Origin of the sequence: Ciceribacter sp. L1K22, assembly GCF_017599385.1 — a bacterium.
In the GTDB taxonomy this organism is placed as follows: domain Bacteria; phylum Pseudomonadota; class Alphaproteobacteria; order Rhizobiales; family Rhizobiaceae; genus Allorhizobium.
On sequence record NZ_JAGFPK010000001.1, the window covers coordinates 3099160 to 3121570 of the forward strand.

26 protein-coding genes are annotated in these 22411 nt (G+C 62.7%); 13 read left to right on the forward strand and 13 right to left on the reverse strand.

The window, feature by feature from the left end:
• Nucleotides 1-127 precede the first annotated feature (127 nt).
• Together J5J09_RS15390 and J5J09_RS15395 are read right to left on the reverse strand one after the other, a co-directional pair.
• A complete protein-coding gene (locus tag J5J09_RS15390; protein ID WP_208551928.1) occupies nucleotides 128-538 on the reverse strand; it encodes an SRPBCC domain-containing protein in 411 nt (136 codons plus the stop codon).
• Nucleotides 535-858, reverse strand: a complete 324-nt coding sequence (locus J5J09_RS15395; protein ID WP_208551929.1) for a metalloregulator ArsR/SmtB family transcription factor — start codon at nucleotides 856-858, stop codon at nucleotides 535-537. The genes J5J09_RS15390 and J5J09_RS15395 overlap by 4 nt, the downstream gene beginning before the upstream one ends.
• A 156-nt stretch (nucleotides 859-1014) precedes the next feature.
• On the opposite strand from J5J09_RS15395, the gene J5J09_RS15400 reads away from it, so the two are divergent.
• The 4 genes from J5J09_RS15400 to J5J09_RS15415 all read left to right on the forward strand — a co-directional run bounded on the left by J5J09_RS15400 (nucleotide 1015) and on the right by J5J09_RS15415 (nucleotide 3791).
• Entirely contained in the window at nucleotides 1015-1884 is an 870-nt protein-coding gene (locus tag J5J09_RS15400) for an aldose 1-epimerase family protein (protein WP_208551930.1), read from the forward strand.
• 93 nt (nucleotides 1885-1977) lie between these two features.
• Nucleotides 1978-2790: a cyclase family protein gene (locus J5J09_RS15405; protein WP_208551931.1), complete on the forward strand. Its 813-nt coding sequence runs from the start codon at nucleotides 1978-1980 to the stop codon at nucleotides 2788-2790.
• A gap of 11 nt (nucleotides 2791-2801) precedes the next feature.
• Nucleotides 2802-3209, forward strand: coding sequence for a carboxymuconolactone decarboxylase family protein (locus J5J09_RS15410; protein WP_208551933.1), 408 nt, complete (start codon nucleotides 2802-2804; stop codon nucleotides 3207-3209).
• 216 nt (nucleotides 3210-3425) lie between these two features.
• On the forward strand, nucleotides 3426-3791 hold the full coding sequence (locus J5J09_RS15415) for a hypothetical protein (RefSeq protein WP_208551935.1): 366 nt from the start codon (nucleotides 3426-3428) through the stop codon (nucleotides 3789-3791).
• Here J5J09_RS15415 and J5J09_RS15420 read toward each other — a convergent pair.
• Nucleotides 3788-4267: an Lrp/AsnC family transcriptional regulator gene (locus J5J09_RS15420; protein ID WP_208551936.1), complete on the reverse strand. Its 480-nt coding sequence runs from the start codon at nucleotides 4265-4267 to the stop codon at nucleotides 3788-3790. The genes J5J09_RS15415 and J5J09_RS15420 overlap by 4 nt on opposite strands.
• A gap of 99 nt (nucleotides 4268-4366) precedes the next feature.
• On the opposite strand from J5J09_RS15420, the gene J5J09_RS15425 reads away from it, so the two are divergent.
• Nucleotides 4367-5320 carry a threonine/serine dehydratase gene (locus tag J5J09_RS15425; RefSeq protein ID WP_208551937.1) on the forward strand — a complete coding sequence of 318 codons (954 nt, stop codon included), beginning with the start codon at nucleotides 4367-4369 and terminating at the stop codon, nucleotides 5318-5320.
• A gap of 12 nt (nucleotides 5321-5332) precedes the next feature.
• Here the strand turns inward: J5J09_RS15425 and J5J09_RS15430 are convergent, their stop codons facing one another.
• Nucleotides 5333-5542 carry a KTSC domain-containing protein gene (locus tag J5J09_RS15430; protein WP_208551941.1) on the reverse strand — a complete coding sequence of 70 codons (210 nt, stop codon included), beginning with the start codon at nucleotides 5540-5542 and terminating at the stop codon, nucleotides 5333-5335.
• A gap of 167 nt (nucleotides 5543-5709) precedes the next feature.
• Here J5J09_RS15430 and ade point away from each other — a divergent pair, with 167 nt between their 5' ends.
• From ade to J5J09_RS15450, 4 genes are read left to right on the forward strand one after another with little or no spacing between them, the layout of a single operon-like run.
• On the forward strand, nucleotides 5710-7404 hold the full coding sequence (ade, locus tag J5J09_RS15435) for an adenine deaminase (RefSeq protein ID WP_208551942.1): 1695 nt from the start codon (nucleotides 5710-5712) through the stop codon (nucleotides 7402-7404).
• 59 nt (nucleotides 7405-7463) lie between these two features.
• Entirely contained in the window at nucleotides 7464-7727 is a 264-nt protein-coding gene (locus J5J09_RS15440; RefSeq protein WP_208551945.1) for a type II toxin-antitoxin system prevent-host-death family antitoxin, read from the forward strand.
• Nucleotides 7728-7731: 4 nt separating this feature from the next.
• Nucleotides 7732-7998 carry a Txe/YoeB family addiction module toxin gene (locus tag J5J09_RS15445; protein ID WP_208551948.1) on the forward strand — a complete coding sequence of 89 codons (267 nt, stop codon included), beginning with the start codon at nucleotides 7732-7734 and terminating at the stop codon, nucleotides 7996-7998.
• Nucleotides 7999-8007: 9 nt separating this feature from the next.
• Nucleotides 8008-8796: a potassium channel family protein gene (locus J5J09_RS15450; RefSeq protein ID WP_208551950.1), complete on the forward strand. Its 789-nt coding sequence runs from the start codon at nucleotides 8008-8010 to the stop codon at nucleotides 8794-8796.
• A 27-nt stretch (nucleotides 8797-8823) separates the two neighbouring features.
• Here the strand turns inward: J5J09_RS15450 and J5J09_RS15455 are convergent, their stop codons facing one another.
• Nucleotides 8824-9075 (reverse strand): Atu4866 domain-containing protein, encoded by a 252-nt coding sequence (locus J5J09_RS15455; RefSeq protein ID WP_208551952.1) that lies wholly within the window; start codon nucleotides 9073-9075, stop codon nucleotides 8824-8826.
• 454 nt (nucleotides 9076-9529) lie between these two features.
• Between J5J09_RS15455 and J5J09_RS15460 the strand changes: the two genes are divergently transcribed.
• Nucleotides 9530-10432: an AraC family transcriptional regulator gene (locus J5J09_RS15460; RefSeq protein ID WP_208551953.1), complete on the forward strand. Its 903-nt coding sequence runs from the start codon at nucleotides 9530-9532 to the stop codon at nucleotides 10430-10432.
• 3 nt (nucleotides 10433-10435) lie between these two features.
• Here J5J09_RS15460 and J5J09_RS15465 read toward each other — a convergent pair whose 3' ends face one another.
• Entirely contained in the window at nucleotides 10436-12094 is a 1659-nt protein-coding gene (locus tag J5J09_RS15465) for an alpha-amylase family glycosyl hydrolase (protein ID WP_208551954.1), read from the reverse strand.
• A 275-nt stretch (nucleotides 12095-12369) separates the two neighbouring features.
• Here J5J09_RS15465 and J5J09_RS15470 point away from each other — a divergent pair, with 275 nt between their 5' ends.
• The gene (locus tag J5J09_RS15470; RefSeq protein ID WP_246745981.1) at nucleotides 12370-13392 is read left to right on the forward strand and encodes a glycosyltransferase family 1 protein; all 1023 of its coding nucleotides are present in this window, start codon (nucleotides 12370-12372) and stop codon (nucleotides 13390-13392) included.
• Nucleotides 13393-13410: 18 nt separating this feature from the next.
• Here the strand turns inward: J5J09_RS15470 and der are convergent, their stop codons facing one another.
• From der to J5J09_RS15485, 3 genes are all read right to left on the reverse strand, one after another.
• Complete coding sequence (der, locus tag J5J09_RS15475) at nucleotides 13411-14838, reverse strand: ribosome biogenesis GTPase Der (RefSeq protein WP_208551955.1); 1428 nt, start codon at nucleotides 14836-14838, stop codon at nucleotides 13411-13413.
• A gap of 30 nt (nucleotides 14839-14868) precedes the next feature.
• Nucleotides 14869-15540: a tetratricopeptide repeat protein gene (locus J5J09_RS15480; RefSeq protein ID WP_208551956.1), complete on the reverse strand. Its 672-nt coding sequence runs from the start codon at nucleotides 15538-15540 to the stop codon at nucleotides 14869-14871.
• A gap of 97 nt (nucleotides 15541-15637) precedes the next feature.
• Complete coding sequence (locus J5J09_RS15485) at nucleotides 15638-16225, reverse strand: NnrU family protein (protein ID WP_208551958.1); 588 nt, start codon at nucleotides 16223-16225, stop codon at nucleotides 15638-15640.
• A 144-nt stretch (nucleotides 16226-16369) separates the two neighbouring features.
• Between J5J09_RS15485 and J5J09_RS15490 the strand changes: the two genes are divergently transcribed.
• Nucleotides 16370-17371 (forward strand): polysaccharide deacetylase family protein, encoded by a 1002-nt coding sequence (locus J5J09_RS15490; protein WP_246745852.1) that lies wholly within the window; start codon nucleotides 16370-16372, stop codon nucleotides 17369-17371.
• 61 nt (nucleotides 17372-17432) lie between these two features.
• Here J5J09_RS15490 and sbmA read toward each other — a convergent pair whose 3' ends face one another.
• A complete protein-coding gene (sbmA, locus tag J5J09_RS15495) occupies nucleotides 17433-18713 on the reverse strand; it encodes a peptide antibiotic transporter SbmA (protein ID WP_208551959.1) in 1281 nt (426 codons plus the stop codon).
• A 132-nt stretch (nucleotides 18714-18845) separates the two neighbouring features.
• Nucleotides 18846-20024, reverse strand: a complete 1179-nt coding sequence (locus tag J5J09_RS15500) for a YbfB/YjiJ family MFS transporter (RefSeq protein ID WP_208551960.1) — start codon at nucleotides 20022-20024, stop codon at nucleotides 18846-18848.
• A gap of 155 nt (nucleotides 20025-20179) precedes the next feature.
• On the opposite strand from J5J09_RS15500, the gene J5J09_RS15505 reads away from it, so the two are divergent.
• Nucleotides 20180-20446, forward strand: a complete 267-nt coding sequence (locus tag J5J09_RS15505; protein WP_208551961.1) for a hypothetical protein — start codon at nucleotides 20180-20182, stop codon at nucleotides 20444-20446.
• On the opposite strand, the gene map is transcribed toward J5J09_RS15505, so the two are convergent.
• Nucleotides 20430-21179, reverse strand: coding sequence for a type I methionyl aminopeptidase (gene map / locus J5J09_RS15510; RefSeq protein ID WP_208551969.1), 750 nt, complete (start codon nucleotides 21177-21179; stop codon nucleotides 20430-20432). The genes J5J09_RS15505 and map overlap by 17 nt on opposite strands.
• Nucleotides 21180-21204: 25 nt before the next feature.
• Complete coding sequence (locus J5J09_RS15515) at nucleotides 21205-22284, reverse strand: LLM class flavin-dependent oxidoreductase (protein WP_208551972.1); 1080 nt, start codon at nucleotides 22282-22284, stop codon at nucleotides 21205-21207.
• Nucleotides 22285-22411 lie beyond the last annotated feature (127 nt).

The following is a 22411-nucleotide window of genomic DNA, read 5'->3' on the forward strand; positions in this document are numbered from 1 at the left end:
ATCTCCCGGTTTGCAGGGCGGTGGGCCCATGGTTGATCGGCCGCGAAACGGCACGAGGACGCAGCGCGACCCACACGGGTCACGTCGCAAGATTGACGATGAAAGCTGTGAGTTGCGGAGTGGCGCGTCAGCTTATGCGGGCCAGCACGCCCTCCAACCGGTCGAGGAAGCGCGGCCAGCCCTGTTTCGCGCCGCCGTAGAACATCGGTTGGTCGTGGCGGAAGCCGGTCTGCTCCATGCGCAGCAGGGTGCCGCTTTCCGTCGGCGTCAGCGTCCAGGTTACGAGGCTTTCGAGGGGCGCGGCGTCCCAAGTATAGCAAAGCCGGCGATGCTCTTCGACGGCCTTGACCTCGCAGGTCACCGTCCCCCAGTCGGCGCTGAGCGTGAAACCGTGGCCGATGGTCGGTGAAAACGCGTTCTTCATCAGCCATTCCTCGATCAGGTGCGGCTGCGTCAGCGCCCGCCAAATCTTCTCCGGCGGATGCGGAAACTCCCTCTCGACGACGACAGAGAGCGTCTTTTCAGCGGCTGCAGTCATTGGTCCATCCTCTTCAGCAGATCATCGAGATCGTCGAACCGGTTTTCCCAGAAGCCGGTCATCTGTTTCGTCCAGTCGGCAAGCGGCGCCAGTGCCTCCAACCGCGCGGTATAATGCGTCTGCCGCCCCTCGTGCCGATCCTCTACCAGCCCCGCCCGCTTCAGGACCCCGAGGTGTTTCGAGACCGCCGGCTGCGATACGCCGGCCTCCGCCGTCAGAGCGCCGACGGTCTGCGCGCCCTTTCGGCACAGGCGTTCGAAGATCGCGCGGCGCGTGGGATCCGCAAGCGCGCTGAAGATCGCGTCCGTGGTTTCATTCATCTAATTCATAACCCATTGGCTATTGATTAGCCAAATAACCGTCCGGTTATCGATCTGTCAAGCGACAGGCACCGAAAACATTCCCGTCGCGGGAGGCGAAAATCCCCTCTCGAACGTTTATGGTGCGACGCAAGACAAGGGCCGAAGGAGACGACCATGACCGACACGATCCGCATCGCGAACGATAGCCTTACCGTCGAGGTCGCCTCGCTGGGGGCGGAGATGCAGTCGCTGAAGTCCGCCGATGGCCGCGACTGGCTGTGGGACGGCGAAGCGACATGGTGGTCCGGGCGCTCGCCGATCCTGTTTCCGATCGTCGGGAAGGCGCCCGATGATACGCTGCTGATTGCGGGCAAGCCCTATCCGATGAAGCAGCACGGCTTTGCCCGCCGCAGCGAATTCGTCGTGGTCAACAGCGGCGAAGACTTCTGCCGCCACCAGTTGACCGCGACCGACGAGACGCGCGCGGTCTATCCGTTCGATTTCCTGCTGGAACTCGAACATCGCGTCGCTGCGAAGACCCTCACCGTAACCGCAACGGTCCGGAACACTGGCGCCTCCTCCATGCCCTTCGGAATCGGCTTCCACCCCGCCTTCCTCTGGCCGCTTCCGGGAGCGGCGGGCAAAACGCACACGGTCGCGCTCGACAACAGCGCCGAACCCGACCTCGTCCGGCTTGAGAATGGCCTCGTTTCACCCGACCGCCACCCCTCGCCGTTCAGGCAGGGCAAGCTGGTGCTCGACCCTTCGCAATTCGACGCGGATGCGATGATCTTCCCGGAAGGCGCGGGCACCGGACTGACCTACAGCGCGAGCGGCGGACCTTCGCTGCGCTTCCGCTTCGACAACCTGCCCAACCTCGCCCTCTGGCAGAAACCCGGCGCCCCTTTCATCTGCATCGAGCCTTGGCATGGCATGGCGGCCCACGCCGACGGCACCGCCGAACTGGTGGAGCGGCCCTACACTGTGGCGCTGGCGGCAGGTGAGGAGATGCGGTTCGGCTTCAGCGTCGAAATCGTGGGCTGAGGCGGGGCGCACGCCGACACCGCGCACCCCTTGCCGACGCAGCCACTTTCGGTACTCTCATCGCGTAAAAACCAAAACGAAGAGGGTGAACCGATGTGCAATCACTGCGTAATTGAAAACGTGAAACGGAACATGCTGTCGCGCCGCTCCCTGTTCAAGGGCATGGCGATCGCCAGTGCTGCGGTCGTCGCCAGCGGCTCCAGGGCGCCGGTGCTGGCGCAGGAGACCACGGGCAAGGTCGTCGACCTGACCCATGCCTATGACGGCTCGTTCCCGACCTTCGACGGCAAGCCGGGCATTGAATACGAATGGGCGGTGGAGTTCGCCGGAAATGGCTACCAGCTGCACAAGCTGACGATCTTCGAGCATACCGGGACACACATCGACGCGCCGTTCCATTTCAGCGCCGACGGCACCAGCGTCGATCAGATCGAGCCGGAAAAGCTCGTTGCGCCGCTCGCCATCATCGACATCACCGACCGGGCCAAGGACGAGGCCAACGCCACCGTGGAGGCCGCCGATGTCGAAGCCTGGATCAGCGCCAATGGCGAGATTCCCGCAGGCGCCGTCGTCGCCCTGCGCTCGGGCTGGGCCAAGAAGGTTACGGACCCCTCGTTCCGCAACGACGGCGAAGGAAAGTTTGCCTTCCCCGGTTTCGGCAAATCGGCGACCGATCTGCTTGCGACGCTGGATGTTGCCGCCATCGGCGTCGATACGCTGTCGCTCGACCCCGGCAATTCGGCCGACTTCGCCGTGCACAACAGCTGGCTTCCGGCCGGCCGTTACGGCATCGAATGCCTCAACAACCTGGAGGAACTGCCGGTCAAGGGCGCGACCATCGTCGTCGGCGCGCCGAAGCACAAGGGTGGCACCGGAGGCCCGGCCCGCGTTCTGGCCCTGGTCTGAGGTCCGAACGAATGGCCGTCCTTCCCCTGCTTGGTGATGAGGAGGCGAACGCGGAAGCGCTCGCCGTCTTCAACGACATTCGCGAAAAACGCGGCACCGACTACGTCAACAACTTCTGGCGCGCTCTGGCGCACGATCCGGCGCAGCTTCGTTCGGTCTGGGAGAGCATCCAGACGGTCATGGCCCCCGGCGCGCTCGATCCGCTGGTCAAGGAACTGATCTACGTCGCGGTGTCCACGGCCAATGGCTGCGGCTATTGCGTACATTCTCACACGGCCTCCGCCAAGGCGAAGGGCATGACGCCACAGATGCATGCGGAACTGCTGGCGGTGATCGCCATGGCGAGCCGGACCAATGCGCTGGCTACGGCTCTGGGCGTTCCGGTGGATGACAGATTCGATAGCACCAGGGGCGAGTGACGGCGCTTCAAACCCTCAACTCCTGCGCCGGACTCCACTCTCCTTGCGCAAAACCCCCGTTCGCCCTATCTTGTAGCGGTATGAGCACGGCCAGCGCCAGAGGCGGATGACAGCATCTGGACCGGTCGATCGCGAAAGCAGCCAGCAGCCCAGATGCCGCTGACATCAGGTCAACCGGCGCCGGACAGGCTGGCAGGTCCCCATGAGGAGAAGTCCATGGTCGACCCGGTGACACGCATATCCCCCAGCGAAGCCTCGATCCCGACCAATGTCGGCAGCACGCTCGCGATCGGTTCAGAGGCCTACAACGCATGGATCGCCGCGCGGCAGGCACAGATCAACGCCGATCTTCTGGACCTTGAGAACGCCGCCCGCGAGGAGCTGGAACGCCGCCAGGCGGAGGGCGAGACAGCGACGGACGAGGATCAGGCCCATGCCCGGCAATGGGGAGAGCCGCTCCCCGATTGGGAAGAGGCCGAGAGCGAACCGGACCAGCAGACGCTGTCTGGCGAGAGCCGGCGTATCGGCACCCAGAACTTCGACGACGAGACCCCCTTCGGCTCGCGGGTGGCGATCCTCTAACGCTCGCCCGCCGGTGGGTCCAGGTGGACGGCGAGCGTCTGCTTCAGCGTCTTCAGGACGACACTGGTCGTGAATTTGCGGATGTTCGGATTGCGTTCCATCATGCGGTCGGCGAAGGCATCGAAATGCTCGACAGACCCCGCCACGACCACCAGCGTATAATCACCCCTGCCTGTAACACACCAGGCCTGCTGGACTTCCGGTGTCTCTGAAATCCAGCGGAGAAGCGGTGGCAGGAGTTCCGGCCGGTCGCGTTCCAGCTCCAGCTCCACCAGCATCGCGACGCCGGAGCCGACCTTCTTGCCATCGATGACAGAAACGTCCCGAAGGATCACCTTATCGTCCCGCAGTTTCTGCAGGCGACGTTGCGTGGCCGACGGAGAGAGTCCGACACGATCGGCAAGCTCCGCGATCGTCAGCGTCGCATCGCGTTGCATCTCGCGCAGGATGGCGCGGTCGGGTTTATCGACTGACATGGGAATTTTCTCGATTGATGGGCTATGGTCGGGATAATTATCCATACTGGCGCAAAAATCGGGAACTTCAATCGCAAAGACGCCGCCATGATGTCGGCCATGACACAGCAATCCTTTCCTACCGCAGCCGCCATCGCCACTGCCTCCGGCAGCATCGACAGGCTTTTCGCCAACAGTCCGCTGATCGAGCAGCAGCGCGCCAACGAGACATTGGGGCTCCGGCTTTTCGCCAAGGTCGAGACGCTGAACCCGATCCGCTCCTTCAAGGGCCGCGGCACCGACTGGTGGATACAAAGCCAGCCGCCGGGCAACGATCCCATCGTCTCGGCCTCGGCGGGCAATTTCGGCCAGGGGCTCGCTTATGCCGGTCGCAAGCATGGACGTCCCGTCATCATCTACGCAGCAACCACTGCAAATCCGGGAAAGATCGAGGCGATGCGAAGGCTTGGCGCCGAGGTGCGGCTGGAAGGAGAAGATTTCGACGCAGCCAAGGCGGCCGCCCGCAGCTTCGCCGGGGCCAAGGGCTATGCCTTCGTCGAGGACGGCGCGCTCAAGGAAATCGCCGAGGGCGCCGGAACCATCGCCTACGAAATCACCGGGCAATTGGAGGAGAGAAATATCCGGCTGGATGCGATCGTCGTGCCGCTCGGCAATGGCGCGCTGCTGACCGGCGTCGGAACCTGGATCAGGGCGCACGCGCCGGAATGCCGGGTGATCGGCGTCGTCGCTTCAGCCGCGCCCGCGATGAAGCGCTCCTTCGAGAGCGGCACTCTGGTGTCTACCGAAACGGCTGCCACCGCTGCCGATGGCATCGCGGTTCGCGAATGCGTGCCCTACGCGCTGGAGAACATGAAGACGACGGTTGACGAGGTCTGGGAGGTAGACGAGGAAACGATCGCCGCAGCGAGACGTTTCTGCGTGCAGCATTACGGACTGGTGGTGGAGGAAGCCGGCGCCGCCGGTCTTGCGGGGATCATGCTTCGGAACGCGGATATGGTCGGCCTGAAGGTCGCGACCATCCTCTGCGGCGGCAATGTTCGCGATCCGACCTGAAGCGTCGTCGCCTCAGGCAGCGATGCGCCGGAACTGGCGGCGGATATGCTCGATATAATACTGACCGGGCGACTCCGCCGAGCACATCTCGGCGACCTTGGCTTGCGCCACGCCCTCAAACCGCCGCTCCTCGCCATTCTTGAAGCAGATGCGCAGCTGCCCGTCCTCCTGGCTGAAATAGACCGACTTGATGATGCGCGACGTGACTGGAACTTCGATCATGGCGATCCCCTTGGATATTTGGAGAGACCCTATCCCAATCCTCCGAAATTCCGGTGAATGGAGAGGGTTAATCGGCGGTTAGACGCCGGTCGCCTCGCCTGTCACTTCTTCCCCTGCCCGGTCGTGACCGTTACACTCAACGGAGCAGACGGAATCGGAGTACCCCCATGACAGACCTCGCACGCCGCATCGACCAGGGCACCGGCCGCGAGCCGGCGGACATCGTGTTGAAGGGCGGGCGGTTCTTCGATCTGGTCACCGGCGAATTGGTCGCGTCGGACATCGCCCTCTGCGGCGACACCATCATCGGCACGGTCGAGAACTACGAGGGCAGCGAGGTCATCGACATCACCGGCAAGATCGTGGTGCCGGGCTTCATCGACACGCACCTGCATATCGAGAGCTCGTTGGTCACGCCGCATGAATTCGACCGCTGCGTCCTGCCCTATGGGGTGACGACCGTGATCTGCGATCCGCATGAGATCGCCAACGTGCTCGGCACCGAGGGCATCCAGTTCTTCCTCGACTCCGCCGAGCAGACGATCATGGACATTCGTGTCCAGCTCTCCTCCTGCGTGCCGGCGACGCATCTCGAGACCTCAGGCGCCGACCTGCCGATCGAAAGGCTCCTGCCCTTCCGCAACCACCCGAAGGTCATCGGCCTTGCCGAGTTCATGAATTTCCCGGGCGTGATCCACAAGGATCCGATCTGCATGGCCAAGCTCGAAGCCTTCCAGGACGGCCATATCGATGGCCATTCGCCGCTTCTCTCCGGCCGGGACCTCAACGGCTATCTCTCCGCCCGCATCCGGACCGACCACGAATGCACAAGTGCGGTGGAAGCCATGGAGAAAATCCGCAAGGGCATGCATATCCTCGTGCGCGAAGGCTCGGTGTCGAAGGACCTCCACGCGCTGATGCCGATCCTGACCGAGCGGCTCTCGCCCTTCCTGGCGCTCTGCACCGACGACCGCAACCCGCTCGACATCGCCGAACAGGGCCATCTTGACTACATGATCCGCGAGGCGATCAGACACGGCGTCGAGCCGCTCGCCGTCTACCGCGCCGCCTCGATTTCCGCCGCCCGCGCCTTTGGTCTGCGTGATCGCGGCCTGGTGGCGCCGGGCTGGCGCGCCGATCTCGTCGTGATCGACAGCCTGGAAAACTGCAAGGCCGAGATGGTGTTTTCCGCCGGTCGCCGCGTGACCAACGAACTCTTCGCCAGCCGCAAAGCTGTCGCCCCCGTCGGCCTCGACAGCGTCAAGGCGAGCGAGGTGAAGGCCGCAGATTTCGGCGTGCCGGTGGCAGAAGGCGAAACGCCCGTGATCGGCGTGATGCCCGGCAAGATCATCACCGAACACCGCCGCTACCGCCTGCCGACCTCCGGCAACCAGACCTCCGTCGATCTCGCAAACGACGTGATCAAGGTCGCCGTCATCGAGCGACACGGCAAGAACGGCAACCATGCCAACGGCTTCGTCCAGGGTTTCGGCCTGAAGAAGGGTGCGATCGCCTCGACCGTCGGCCATGACAGCCACAACATCTGTGTCGTCGGCGTCTCCGAGGAAGACATGGCACTCGCGGCCAACCGGCTGGGCGAGATCAAGGGTGGCTTCGTTGTGGTCGAGGACGGCAAGGTCACCGGCGAAATCCCGCTCCCCGTCGCCGGCCTGATGAGCCTCGAGCCCTACGAGAGCGTGCGCGACACGCTGCACAGCTTGAGAAAAGCCGCCTATGCCCTTGGAACGACTCTCGAAGAACCTTTCCTCCAGGTCGCCTTCCTTCCGCTGCCGGTGATCCCGCATCTGAAGATTTCCGACAAGGGCATGGTCGATGTCGACCAGTTCAAGCTGATCGGGTGATCTACGTTGCATCACCTCGGAAGTTGTACCATATTACGGACAACTCGGAGGTTGCCATCATGGATACGATCTTCTTTTCGAAGGCACGGGCCGAGCTTGCCGGCTTGCTCGATAAGGTCAATGACGATGCGGCGCCGGTCGAGATCGTCAGGCGTGACAAACCCTCAGCAGTGCTCATGGGCAAGGATGAATACGAAAGCCTCGTGGAGACCATTCACCTTTTGTCATCTCCCGCGAACGCGGCGCGGTTGTTGAACGCCAAGAAAGATCTGGAATCTGGAAACTTAGCCGAGCGTCCGGCACCGGTTGAAATAGGGCGATAAAACAATGCGGATCGCCTTCACGCCGGATGGCTGGGAGGACTACCTTTATTGGCAGGATCACGATCGGAAGATACTCCAGCGGATAAACGAACTGGTCCGCGACATGCATCGTCATCCGTTTGAGGGCATCGGCAAGCCTGAGCCTTTGAAGGGGACACTGACGGGCATGTGGTCCCGCCGCATGACGCAGGAACACCGCATTGTTTATACCGTTGTCAGGGCGGGCAATGACCAGATGCTGGCCATCCTCCAATGCCGCTATCATTACTGAAGAGGCCCTATGGCATCCGAGACTGCAAAATCCGCTTCGATGACTCTCCGCCAGCGCCTCGCCCGCCTCTATTACGGCCGTGACACGGCCGCCATCCGGTTCCAGTTCGCGCTGATGGTGATCGATGTCGCCATTATCGGATTTTTCCTCGCAGGCCCCTATCTGCGCGACCGGCCGAGCTATCTGATCCTGGATTACACGATCGCCGCGTGGATTGCGCTTGAACTGGTGGCCCAGTGGTCGGCGACCTATCCGGCCCGCCGCTACCTGATGCGGCCGATGACCTGGGTGGATATCTTCGTTCTCTGCACGCTGCTCTTCCCGCAATGGCTCTTCAACTTCGCCTTCCTGCGGGTCGCCCGCATCTGGGCCGTGGCACAGCGTCCGATTTTCGACGTCATGCTGCGACGGCTCGGACTGAAGGAGCATTCCGACGTCGTTACCGCCTTCATCAACCTCTTCGTCTTCCTCTTCCTGGTGACGGGCTTCGTCTACACCTTCTTTTTCTACCGGGAAGATGCCGGCACCGGTTTCATCGATGCCTTCTATTTTACCGTCGCGACGGTCACCACGACCGGCTTCGGAGACATCACGCTCCCGGGCACATTCGGCAAGCTGACGTCGATCATCACAATGATCATCGGCATATCGCTGTTCGTGCGGCTCGCGCAGGCAATCGTCAGGCCCTACAAGGTGACCTTCCCCTGCCCGGAATGCGGCCTCCAGAGGCATGATGCCGATGCCGTCCACTGCAAGGCCTGCGGCCATATCCTCAACATTCCCGACGAGGGGCTCTGATCCCCTCGCCGGAGGTCATGTCCCGCATCAGTCGGGATAAAGCACCGAACCGGCATGATGTATGGCTCCGCCGCGAAGATCGCCGGAGACCGTAACGCCGCTGTCGTCGATATAGTCGATATGGTCACCCGCAATCCGGTAGCGGCCGCGATAGACGCCTTCGCGTGCGCCCCGCGCCTCCACATAGCGTCCGTTGGGAAAAAGCTGTTGACGGATATACCCGTCCTCGCTGGCCCAGAGGCCGACGTGCGACATCGTTGTGGCAATGGCTGAGGTCATAAATCCCTCCTTCGCTTGCAAAGCAGTATCTGGAACATCAAGCCGGCAGATCAACCGCTGGCCAGAATTATCGCGAACACGAACATAAACGCCGCAATCGTGGCAACGAGTGCGGCGAGGTTGGCCGCACGCCTAGCCATTCGGCTCGTACCTGCGCACGGATGCCTCGCGGCGGCGGCTGACCGTGTCCTCAACCCGATGTACGAGTTCGGACCCGAGATTGAACGCCCAGCGAAACGGACTTTCCAACATGCATTGAAATGCTGCCATGACTATTCTCCATCTCTCCGCCCGCCCCTGATCGGCGGGTGAGACCCATATGGGTGCTTCGTCTCGGCAAGTGATAGAACAGTCGCCCGGAATGATTGCACGATTGTCCAAAACTCCGGGGTATCGTATTTTTGGCAGGGCTGCCTATCTATAGGTCATTCAGGCAGTTAATAATGGAAAGACGATGAGCGGATATCGCGAAATTGCCGAAAAGATTGCACAACACGCCGCGGAAGACGGCGTTCATGCAACGCAAATTCCGCGCCTCTCCCTGGTCCGGATGTCAAAACCGACCGAGCCCACGCACGGCGTGCATTCCGCCTCCATCTGCATTATCGCCCAGGGACGCAAAAAGCTCGTGCTCTGCGAGGAGAAGGTAATCGACTATGGCCCGGGTCGGCACCTGGTCGTCTCGGTCGACGTGCCGCTGGTCGGCCAGGTGATCGAGGCGACGGAGGACGAGCCGTATCTCTGCATGAAGCTCGACCTTGATCTCTCCCTGCTTGGCGAACTCGTGCTGGCGATGAACTGGTTCGACGACCAGGCGAACGCCTGCCGTGCGGTGGGACTCGGTGAGACACCCGATGCCCTGCTCGACGCCGCGGCGAGACTGGTCCGGCTTCTCGACACGCCTGACGACATCGCAATCCTGGCACCCGTCATCGAACGTGAAATCCTCTATCGTCTGCTGCGCGGCGAGCAGGCCGGCGTACTGCGCCAATTGCTGACGCCGAACAACCGGCTGCAGAACGTCAACCGTGCGATCAACTGGATCAAGGACAATTACACCCGCTCTTTCAGCATCGAACAGTTGGCGACCGAGGCCCGCATGAGCACCTCGTCGCTGCACGAGCACTTCCGTCAGGTAACCAACATGAGCCCGCTGCAATACCAGAAGCAACTCAGGCTCCAGGAGGCGCGCCGCCTGATCCTGTTGCAGGCGATGGATGCGGCGACCGCCGGCCGTCGGGTCGGCTATGACAGCCCCTCGCAGTTCAGCCGCGAATACCGTCGCCAGTTCGGCGCACCGCCGCTCAAGGACATCGACCGCCTTCGCGCCCAGCCGGAACGCTACGCCGAGACATAAGGCTCAGAACCGACCGCAGAATCCGTCGAGCGCCGGCACGGTCACCGTCCGACCGGAATGCGTGCCGGTGAGGCCGGGCATCTCGATGGCGCTCGCAACCACGCAATCGTCCGGAAGCGTCAGTTCCTGCTCCTCGCGACTAAGATTGAACACGAAAAGCAATTTCTCCTCCTCCACCTCACGGGTAAAGGCGAGAATGTTTCCGTTGGTCTGAAGGAAGGTCATGGCACCGGCGCGCAAGGCCGGATGCGCCTTGCGGAAGGCAAGCGTGTGGCGATAGTGAGTGAGCACCGAACGGGCGTGCCCATCCTGCCCGTCGACGGCGAGCGCCCGGTGCTCGGCAGGCACCGGCAACCACGGTTTGGCCGTTGAAAAGCCCGCATGATCGCGGCCGAACTCCCAAGGCATCGGCGTGCGGCACCCGTCACGGCCCTTGAAGGCGGGCCAGAAGCGGATGCCGTAGGGATCGCGCAAGTCGGCGAAGGAAAGCTCCGCCTCCGGCAATCCCAGTTCCTCACCCTGGTAAAGGCAGATCGAACCTCTGAGTGTCGCGAGCACGCTGATGGCAAGCTTCGCGACGGTCTCGCGCTCGTGCTCGCCATGGATGAAGCGGCTGACATGGCGGTTGACGTCGTGGTTGGAAAACGCCCAACACACCCAGCCATCGGCGACGGCCATCTCGAAGGCGGTGACGCAGCCCCTGATATGCTGCGGCGTAAACTGCGGGCCGAGCAGATCGAAGGTGTAGCACATGTGCAGCTTGTCGCCGCCGCTCGTATAATCAGCCACCGTCTTCAACGACCGCGCGCCATCGCCGACCTCGCCGACCGTGGTCCTGTCGGGATATTCGTCGAGCACGGCGCGCAGCCGCTTCAGGAAGGCGACGTTTTCAGGCTGCGTCTTGTCGTGCAGGTGGTTCTGCATGCCGTAGGGATTGACATCAGGCGCATCGAGGCCGGCATCCTCGCTGTCGGGCATGTGCGGTGGGTTGTCCCTGAGCAACTTGTCGTGGAAATAGTAGTTCACGGTGTCGAGCCGGAAGCCGTCGACGCCCCGGTCGAGCCAGAAGCGTAGCGTATCGAGCAGCGCGTCCTGGACTTCCCTGTTGTGAAAGTTGAGATCGGGCTGCGAACTCAGGAAGTTGTGCATGTAATACTGCTTGCGCACCCCGTCCCACTCCCAGGCCGGACCGCCGAACACCGAAAGCCAGTTGGTCGGCGCCGTCCCGTCGGGTTTGGCATTCGCCCAGACATACCAGTCGGCCTTGGGATTGTCGCGGCTCGACCGGCTTTCAACGAACCAGGGGTGTTGGTCGGAACTGTGCGAGATCACCTGATCGATGACGACCTTCAGGCCAAGACGATGGGCCTCCGTCATCATCTCGTCGAAATCGGCCAGCGTGCCGAACATAGGGTCCACGTCGCAATAGTCCGACACGTCATAACCCATGTCGGCCATCGGAGAGGTGAAGAACGGCGACAGCCAGATCGCGTCGACGCCGAGCGAAGCGATGTAGGGCAGATGCCGCGTCACGCCCTTGAGGTCGCCGATGCCGTCGCCGTCCGTGTCCTGAAAAGAGCGCGGATAGACCTGGTAGATCACCGCCCCCCGCCACCAGTCCGGATTGACAGAGGAAGGCGCGGCTTTCGGAGCTTTGGTCATCGGCGGGTCCTGAAGGGCGGAATCGGGGTGGCGGCTGCAGCCTCCGGACTATAGGCGAAGCGTTCCGGAGTCGGAATTGCAAATCCGGAAGCACCAAGATTGTTCCGCATGCTCGCGATCAACCGCCACTGACATCAACTTGTAATATTTCCATCACATAAAGCCGCCAATGACGCTGGTGGCCCCGAGTGACGGAAAGCAGACGAAAGATCGCCGAGGAATTTGCAACGGGGGATGAAAGTTCCGCGGCAGAAGCCTCCTACCAAGGCACCCGCCTGACCATCGTCACCGACGCCTGGCATCCGCAGGTCAATGGCGTGGTCCGCTCGATCGAGACCACCAACCGCGAACTGGCTGCCATGGGCGTCACCGTCTCGATGATCACGCCGGAGCATTATCGCAGCGTACCGATGCCGACCTACCGCGAGATCCGGCTCTCGCTTGCCCGCTACCGTCAGGTGGCCCGCGCGATCGAAGAACAGCGGCCGGACTACATCCACATCGCCACGGAAGGACCGCTCGGTCTTTGGGCGCGACGTTGGTGCATCCGCCACAACATGCCGTTCTCGACCAGCTATCACACGCGCTTTCCGGAATATGTCGCCGCCCGCGTCCCGATCCCGATCCGCTGGCTCTACGCCTATGTTCGCTGGTTCCACAATCGCGGCGGCGCCTGCATGGTGGCGACCGAAAGCCTCAGACGCGAGCTCGCCGAGCGCGGGATGCACAATCTGCGTCTCTGGAGCCGCGGCATCGACACCGCCCTCTTCCGCCAGCGCCCGGCGGAACCGGAACCCTTCGGCCTCAAGCGTCCGATCTTCATGACAGTCGGCCGGGTCGCCCTGGAGAAGAACCTGCCCGCCTTCCTCGACCTCGATTTGGAGGGGTCGAAGGTGGTGGTCGGTGACGGGCCTGCGCTGGCCGAGCTCACTGCAAAGTATCCCGACGTGCTGTTCACCGGCGTGAAGTTCGGCGAGGACCTCGCCGCAGCCTATGCCCAGGCCGACGTCTTCGTCTTCCCGTCCAAGACGGACACCTTCGGCAACACCATCCTGGAAGCGCTCGCCTCCGGCGTCCCGGTCGCAGCCTACCCGGTGACCGGACCGGTCGACATCATCCCGGCGGAGAGCAGGGCCGGCGTGTTGCGGAACGATCTCAGAGAAGCCTGCATCGCGGCGCTGGACTGCTCGCGCTCCGCTGCCAGATCGCTGGCCCAGACCTTTTCCTGGCGCGCGGCGACCAGGCAGTTTCTTGACAACGTGATGTCGGCCCGCGCGGTGGCACGGCGCCGAAAGTGATTCACCAACAGAAGGTTATCAGCGCCTCTTCGCCCGATTTGCGAAGGGGTTGTCACCGGACTTGAAGTGGATGCGGATCGGCACGCCCGGCATCTCGAAATCGCCGCGAAGGCCGTTCGTGAGGTAACGAACATAGCTCTCCGGCAGGGCCTCGGGACGGGTGCAGGAAATCATGAAGGCCGGCGGACGAGCCTTTACCTGCGTCATGTATTTCAGTTTCAGACGACGCCCGGAAACCGCCGGTGGCGGATGCTGGACCTGCGTTTGCTCCAGCCAGCGATTGAGCCGCGCGGTGGAGATACGCTTGTTCCAGACCCGGTCTGTGTCGACGATCGACTGCATGAGCTTGTCCAGACCGTAGCCGGTCTGGCCGGAGATCGGGACCGCGCGGATGCCGCGCGCCTGCGGCAGAAGCCGCTCGGTCTTTTCGCGCAGATCGGCGAGCACCGCCTGCGGATCCTCGACCAGGTCCCACTTGTTGAACGCGAGCACGGCTGCCCTACCCTCGCGCAGCACCAGATCGACGATCTGCAGGTCCTGCTTCTCGAAGGGGATCGTCGCATCGAACACGATCACCACGGTCTCGGCGAAACGGATGGCGCGCAGCGCATCGGCGACCGAGAGTTTTTCGAGCTTCTCCGTGACCTTGGCCTTGCGGCGCATGCCGGCGGTATCGAACATCTTGATGGTGCGGCCGCGCCAGTCCCATTCGACCGAGATCGAGTCGCGGGTGATGCCGGCTTCCGGGCCGGTCAACAGCCGGTCCTCGCCGAGAAAGCGGTTGATGAGCGTCGACTTGCCGGCGTTCGGACGGCCGACGATCGCCACACGCAGCGGCTTGGTTTCGTCGTAGACAGACTCCTCGTTCTCGTCGTCCTCGCCGGTCTGTGGCAGGACGACGTCGGTGACGGCCTCGTCTTCATCCCGGTCTTTCGGCGGAAAGGCCCTGTCCTCGCCGATCGCCTCGACGATCGCGTCGCGCAGATCGAGCATGCCTTCGCCATGTTCGGCCGAGATCGGACACGGATCGCCGAGCCCAAGCGTGAAGGCGTCATAGAAACCGCTGTCGGACCCGCGCGCCTCCGACTTGTTGGCGACGAGAACGACCGGCTTTCCCTTGCGGCGGATCATTTCGCCCATTTCCCGGTCGACGGGCGTCAGCCCCGCCTTCGCATCGATGACGAACAGCGTCAGGTCGGCCTCATCGATGGCGAGTTCGGTCTGGGCGCGCATGCGGCCCTGCAGCGTGTCGGGCGCCGCCTTCTCGAGGCCGGGCGTGTCGACGATGCGGAAGCGCAGGTCGATGAGCTTGGCCTCGCCGGGACGACGGTCGCGAGTCACGCCCGGCGTGTCGTCGACGAGCGCCAGCTTCTTTCCGACCAGCCGGTTGAAGAGCGTGGACTTGCCCACATTGGGGCGGCCGACGATGGCGATGGTGAAGCTCATGAACCCGTCTTCCTGAAGGCTCCGGCGCGGTTACGAGTTGCCGCCGGCCGCCGTGATGTTGTCGAGCATGATCTGTGCCCGGTTGGCGACATTGCGCGGCGCATCGGTATCCTCGACGATCTGCTCGAACCACTCGCGGGCACGGCCCATGTCGCCGGCCTTGTAAGCAGAAAGACCCAGCGCTTCGCGTGCCGAATGGCGCAATGCGTTGCCGGGCGTGGCCAGAACCTCGACCTCGGCGGAGACTGCATTGTAGTCCGCCGTATCGATCAGCAGCCAGGCGGCCCGCACGCGCGCCGCGTCGCGGATCACCTCGGGTACGGACGTGTCCTTGCCGAGCGCGGAGAAGGTCGCGGCGGCAGCAGCCGTATCGCCATTGGCGGCCTGAACGGTCGCAGCCCGCATGCGCGCCAGCACGGGATAAGAACCATAGCCATCCTTCTCAAGCTCGGAAAGCGCAGCAAGCGCCTCCTCGTTCTTGCCTTCGCGGGCAAGCGTCAGGGCGGCAAGAAACTTGTCACCCGACGCAGACGCCCGGTTGTCGTGCCAATATTCGTAGGCGCGATAGCCGGCCGTGCCGAGAACGATAAGAACCGCGAGCGCGATGATATAGGGGCCGAAGCTCCGCCATATGCCCTTGAACTGGTCGGAGCGCAGTTCCTCGTTGACCTCGCGGATAAAGCTGTCGTTTTCGTTCGCCATGTCGTTCCCCGGCCCCTGGGGCCATCAGAAAATGCTGTTCGACGGCCTTCTAGCCGCATTTGCCCGCCGTTGTAAGGGGTCTGGCCTCAAATCCCTGTCAAAGGCTCATGGCCGGGATGGGGGCCACGCCGATCAGCCACTCGTGCAGCTTCAAGAGGAAGGCGAGCCAGACCGCAACACCGATGACAACGGCAAGCAGGTCGTTGCGGGCGGCGACGAAAGACCGCAGCACCGGCTCACCGGCACGTTCCCGGCGCTTAAGCGAGATGCGGACAACCACGCCCCACGCCAGAAAGGCAACGAACAGCAGGATCGAGGCCAGATCGCCGTTGGCGAGCAGGTGAGCAAGTGCCCAAATCTTCACCGACAGAACCATCGGGTGCTTGGTCTTCGTCGCGATGTGTCCGGCCGGCAGCGAACTGGCGGCAAGACAGATCATGGCCAGCAGCATCAGCGTCACGGCTAGATGCGCCGTCCAGGTCGGCGGAAACCAGACATTGATCACCGGTGCGGTTGCATAACCCCACACCAGAACCACGATCGAGAGGATCGACAACAGCGAATAGACCCCGCGCCAGCCCTGCGGGCCGAGCTTCTCGATCATGCTCGTGCGCAGACCGGGCGCGACGACGCGGATCGAATGCGTACCGATGAACAGAATGATGCCGAGAATGAGAATGGCCATGGATGTCCCCGCCGGATGCTGAAATGTCCCGTCTGGAATAGAGCCATCGCGCCAAAATTACCAGTGCGTTCAAAGCTTCGCCGTATTTGGGTGTCACCCCGGCCAGCCCGTTGAATTGTCCCCGTATCGGTGGGAGGTCCCGTCTTGCGTCAAAGCCTAACCGCCGCCTGTCTGCTGGCGATGATTGCCACCCTGCCGGCCCATGCCGGACCGAAGGCGCCGCAAATGCTGGTCGTCTCCTTCGATGGCGCGGGCGAGAACCGGATGTGGGTCAAAAGCCGCGAGATGGCAAAGCGCACCGGCGCCCGCTTCACCTATTTCCTCTCCTGCACCAATCTCATCGATCGACCCCGGGCAGATAGCTACAAGGCGCCCGGCAGGAAGGCCGGCCGCTCCAATGTCGGCTTTGCCCCGACGACGGCGGATGTCCGCGTCCGGCTCGACCACATCTGGAACGCCCGCGCCGAAGGCCACGAAATCGCCAGCCACGGCTGTGGCCATTTCGATGGCGCTGACTGGACGAGAGAGGACTGGCTGACGGAAATGGCGAGCTTCGACCGCGTGTTGAAGAACGCCTGGAAAGACGCCGGGATCGGCGACCGCGAGCCTGCGGATTGGCAGGATTTCGTGCAGCACGAGATCACCGGCTTTCGCGCGCCCTACCTCTCCACCGGTCCGGCGCTGATCGAGGCCGAACGCAAGCACGGCTACCGCTATGATGCGAGCCCGGTTGCACGCGGACCGGAATGGCCGGACGAGGATGGCGGCGTTTATCTCTTCGGCCTGCCGCTCATCCCGGAAGGACCGAGCGCCCGCAAGATCGTCGCCATGGATTACAACCTCTTCGTTCGCCATTCGATGGCGGTCGACAATCCGTCCCGCTCGGCCGAATTCGAGGATCGCGCCTACAAGGCCTTCCGCGCCGCCTTCGATCGCGAATACGAAGGCGATCGCAATCCGCTGCAGATCGGACTGCATTTCCCGCAGATGAACGACGGCGCCTACTGGCACGCGATTGACCGCCTGCTCGGAGAGGTTTGTCAGCGGGAAGACGTCGCCTGTGTGACTTATGCGGAGGTGGTGAAGGCCTCGGAGGCGAGGCAGGCGAAACGGGACGACGAGACAACGTTCGGCCCGAGCCAATAACAGCGCTAAAACAAAGCCGCGCCTCGAAAGGCGCGGCCGGGTTTCGTTTCTTCCTGTCCGTTCAGTACGGCTTGTCGGCCGCGATTTCCCCGAACTGCGCCTCACGCTGCAGATAGCGCTGGTCGATCTCCGGCAGCGGCTCGTCATCGATCGCCGCCTCGAAAGCCTTCAGACGCTTGTGGATCGAGAGAAGCTCGATGATCGTCGACCAGGAACTGACGAGATACTGGAGGCTGTCGCTCACCTGACCGAAGGCGGTCGCAATCTGCTGCCAGATACCCATCGTGATCCGACCCGCCACGATCGTCGGGATCAACATGAAGGTCAGGATGAGGGCATCGAGCTGGCCATAAGTGTAGCGGGCGACGTTGAAGTAGGTGTAGTGCCAGTACATGCGGAAATAGTTTTTCCGGACATTGGCGAACAGCTCCACCATGGTCGGCGGCCGCGCACGGTCGGGATTATCCTCGCCATAGACGAGTTCCTTACGGAAAGCCGCCTCGACGCGCTGGTTGCGGAATTGCAGGCCCGGCAACTTGATGCCGACGACGGCGAGCAGCACCGTTCCGAACAGCGACCACAGCAGGGCCAGCCAGAACAGCGAATGCGGGATCGCTCCGAGGATCGGCAATTCGCTGACATTGGACGACATCTGGAACAGCAGCGGCAGGAAGACCACCAGCGTCATCACCGAGTTGATCAGGACGACGCCCAGTCCTTCGACGATCGATGCGAACCGCATCGTATCTTCCTGAACACGCTGCGAGGCGCCTTCGATGTGGCGGAGCTTGTCCCACTTCGACAGGTAGAAGTCGTTCATCGCCGTACGCCAACGAAATACGTAGTGGCTGGTGAAGAAGGCAATCACGACATTCATCGCCACGCTGACCATGCCGATTTCAAGAAACCGCAGCTGCAACTCGTAGAACTGCCCGGCGGTGATGCCTGGCTGCTTTTCAAGCGCAGCCTGGAAAAGGTCGAAGAAGGGACCGCGCCAGTTGTTGATCGCCACCGAAATCTGCACGACGAAATAGGCGATGAAGATGATGAAGGCCGAGCCCCAGATCGACCAGTTCGACCAGGGATGGTCGCGATCGATGAGTTTCCAGGCCCCGCCGAAGATCAGCACGAAGATCGTGAAGTAGAGATAGAACCAGATATTGTCGGGGCTGACGAAAAAGGCCAGTCCGAGCGGCGCCTGCTCCCCTTCGGCCAGAGGCGGCATGCCGAGTGCGGCTCCCATCTGCGGGCCGATGGTATACCACACGAAGATACAGACGGCGGTCCATATTACTGCGGATGTGAAGAACAGTTTGGGGCGCGGAAAGAAGGAATGGAACACGGTATGGCTTGCTTTCCTGTCGGAGGCTGTGACGTGAGGAACAGTCGATTGCCCGAAACTAGGGCAGAACCGTGTCGCCAGCAATGGACTAAGCAGAACGTGACGATATTGTAATGCTCAACTCGCGCGACATCAGCGCACTGCACGGCAGACCGGCAAGGCGATGAGAGCCGACAATGCAAGAACGGTCGCTGCGACGGCGCTCGCGACGGTAAAACCTCCCGTTGCCTCGGCCAGCCAGCCGGCAACGATGGGTCCGACGATCTGACCGATGCCGAAGGCGGCGGTCATGAACGCCAGCGCTCGCCGTGGACTTTCCGGCGCCAGCACCCGGCCGAGCCTCAGGCCATAAGCCGTGACGATCACGAAGGTGGCCCCAAGTCCGATGCCACCCGCAAGTGGCGCCCCGACCCCGTCGAGACTGACGGAGGCGAACACGGCAACCGCTTCGATGAGGAGCGCGGCGACGTAAAGCCGGGCGAGCCCGTACCTCGCCAGCACCGGCCGCCATGCTGCAATCGAGGCCGCCGCCGTCAGTCCGGTGAGCAACCACGTCAGGAATTCGATCAGCGGCCCCGCCTCGTTAAGCCGGGCCATGGTGACGATAAAGGTCGCGGTGATGACGTAGCCGAAGCCGAAAAGTCCATAGGAGAGCGTCAGCAATATCAGGGGATGGCCCCAGACAAGCTCCGGCTCCGGCTTGGCCTCGCCGGCGATCTTCGGCGGATACGGGAGGAACGCCCATACGACAACCAGCATCGCGAGACTGACCACGGCGGCCACGACCCAGTCGATACGCCACATCGAAGGATCGCCATGACCCGCGCCGGAAATCAGGAAGACCATCAGCGAAGACGCAGCGATTCCCACACCGACACCGCCGAAATAAATGGACTGCACATGCTCGTTGGCACGTGCCGCCGCGTATGTCAGCACGATCGACGACGTGAAGATCATGGCGAAGGCGCTGGCCAGACCCGCGACGAAACGGATCACGACAAAAGCCGCGACGCTGTCGACGACAGCCATGGCTGCAAGCGCCAGCGTGCTGAGAAGCAGCGACAAGAGAGCGACCGATCGTTCACGCCCGGTGGCCCAGCCATAGGCGGCGAGCACCGCGCCCACGAGATAGCCGAGAAAATTGCCGGCCGCGATAAGCCCGGCCTGCGCCGACGACAGAGCCAGATCGGCGATCATGCCGGGCAGAATGGGCGTGAAGGCGAACCGGCCAAAACCCATGGCCGCGGCGAGCGCCAGGCCGCCGGCGATGGCGACCGGCAGCAATTTGATATCGGAGAAGCGCGGGATCATGTGCCGCTTATGGCATCGCGGACGGGTGGCAACAAACCACAAATTCTCATTCCCCGGTTTACAAAATCGAATGGAAGCATACCGCCGCTGTCCTCACCCGCTTGCCCCCGGCGCAAAAATCGCTAGTTCAGGACGACCAATCACGGAGTGCCCCCATGAGCGACCTCAGCCTGCAGCAGGCCATCGACAACATCTACGCCTCGATCAACAACGACAACGAGGACATCGACAGCCATATCGCCGCGCTGAAAGCCGCCATGGCGAAGGAGGGTGTGAAGGAAGCGATGTTCGAGCCCGGCAAACTTGCGCAGAACAACCGCCAGGGACGCAAGCTGATGCAGTCCTATTTCCGCAAGAAGGGCGTAACCGTCAGCTTCACGAAACAAAGCAGCGACGAGCCGACGCTCAGTCGACCAGCGTGACGATCACAGGTCCGTTCTTCGTCACGACTACCGTATGCTCGAACTGCACCGTCGGCGCCTTCGGCTCGGCATAAAGCGTCCACGGGTCGTCGCCGTCTTCGGCCCAGACACCGCCAAGCGACAGGAAGGGTTCGATGGTGAACACCAGCCCCTCCTCCATGATCCGGGTCTCGTCCGGATCCGGCCAGGTCGAAAGTTCCTTCGGCTCCTCGTGCAGCGAATGGCCGACGCCATGGCTCGCGAGGTTCTGGATCAGCGTGTAGCGGTTCTTCTTCGCAAACGTGCCGATCGCATTGCCGATACTCGCCATCTTCGCGCCGGTCTTGACCTGGTTGAGGCCGACCCACAGCGCACGCTTGCCGTCGCGAACAAGACGGTCGAGCTTGGCAGTACCGGGCGGGACGATGAAGCTCGCGCCCGCATCGGCGAAATAGCCGCTCTTCTCGGCCGACACGTCTATATTGACGAGATCACCCGCCTTGATGATCCGGTCGCCAGGAATGCCGTGCGCGACCTCCTCGTTGACGCTGATGCAGGTGGCGCCCGGAAACTGGTAGCAGAGCTCCGGCGCCGAACGCGCGTCGTTGTCCTCGAGCACCTTGCGCCCGATCAGGTCCAGTTCCCGCGTCGTGATACCCGGCTCCAGCGCTTCGCTCATCGTCTTGATGGCGATCCCGCAGAGCCGGCCGATCTCCTTCAGCCGGAGCAGTTCCTCGTCAGTGCTTACGATCATCCGGCATCCAATGCACGTTTCAGGCCTAAACGGCCTTCTTTTCGTCGGTTGCGCCCGCTTTGACCCCGTCGCCCGCCGGCGTCAACGCCTTTCTGACCAGCGGCGCCACTTTCGTACCGAACAGTTCGATGGCGCGCATCAATTCCCTGTGCGGCATCAGGCCGATCGCCATCTGGATCAGGAAGCGGTCATTCTTGAAGATGGCGTGATGCGCGACGATCTTTTCGGCGAGCGTTTCCGGATCGCCGACGAACAGCGCCCCGCTTGGTCCGCGCATGGCATCGTACTGGGCGCGTGTTCCCGGACCCCAGCCGCGTTCGCGGCCGATACGGTCCATAACCGCCTTCTGAGGACCGTAGAAGATATCGGCCGCCTGGTCGGTCGTATCGGCGACGAAGCCGTGCACGTTGATCGAGGTCTTGAGCTGCGCCGGATCGCGGCCGACCTTCTTGGCGGTCTCGCGATAGAGCTGGAAGAGTGGCGCGAACCGGCGCGGCTCGCCGCCGATGATGGCAAGCGCCAGTGGCAGACCGAAATAAGCGGCGCGCGCCACGGAGTTCGGCGTACCGCCAACGGCGACCCAGAGCGGCAACGGGTCCTGCATCGGCCGCGGATAGACCGGCCTGCCGTCGATCGGCGCCCGCGTCTCGCCTTTCCAGGTGACGACCTCGTTGTCGCGAATAGTCATCAGGAGCTGCAGCTTCTCGTCGAACAGCTTGTCGTAGTCATCGAGATCGTAGCCGAACAGCGGGAAGCTCTCGATGAAGGAGCCACGGCCGGCCATGATCTCGGCCCTTCCGCAGGAAAGCAGGTCGATGGTGGCGTATTGCTGGAAAACACGGACCGGATCTTCGGAGGAGAGAACCGTGACAGCGCTCGTGAGGCGGATGTTCTTCGTCTTGACGGCAGCGGCGGCCAGGATCGTCGAGGGAGAGGAAGCCATGTAGTCCGGCCGATGATGTTCGCCGAGGCCGAAGACGTCGAGGCCCACCTGGTCGGCAAGCTCGATCTCGGCCATCAACTCGTCCATGCGGCGCTTGGCCTCCGCGCCCTTGCGCGCTGCGGCTGGGTCGACGTCGGCGAATGTGTAGAGACCGAGTTCCATCGTGACTGTTTCCTTGTCCGCTGTTTGCGTCGACAGACACATAGGCCGATTGGCGCAGGCCTCCAAGTCACCGGACGGAAACAGTCCGTCTCGTCAGGCGTACCAATAAACGTCGATACCCGATGTC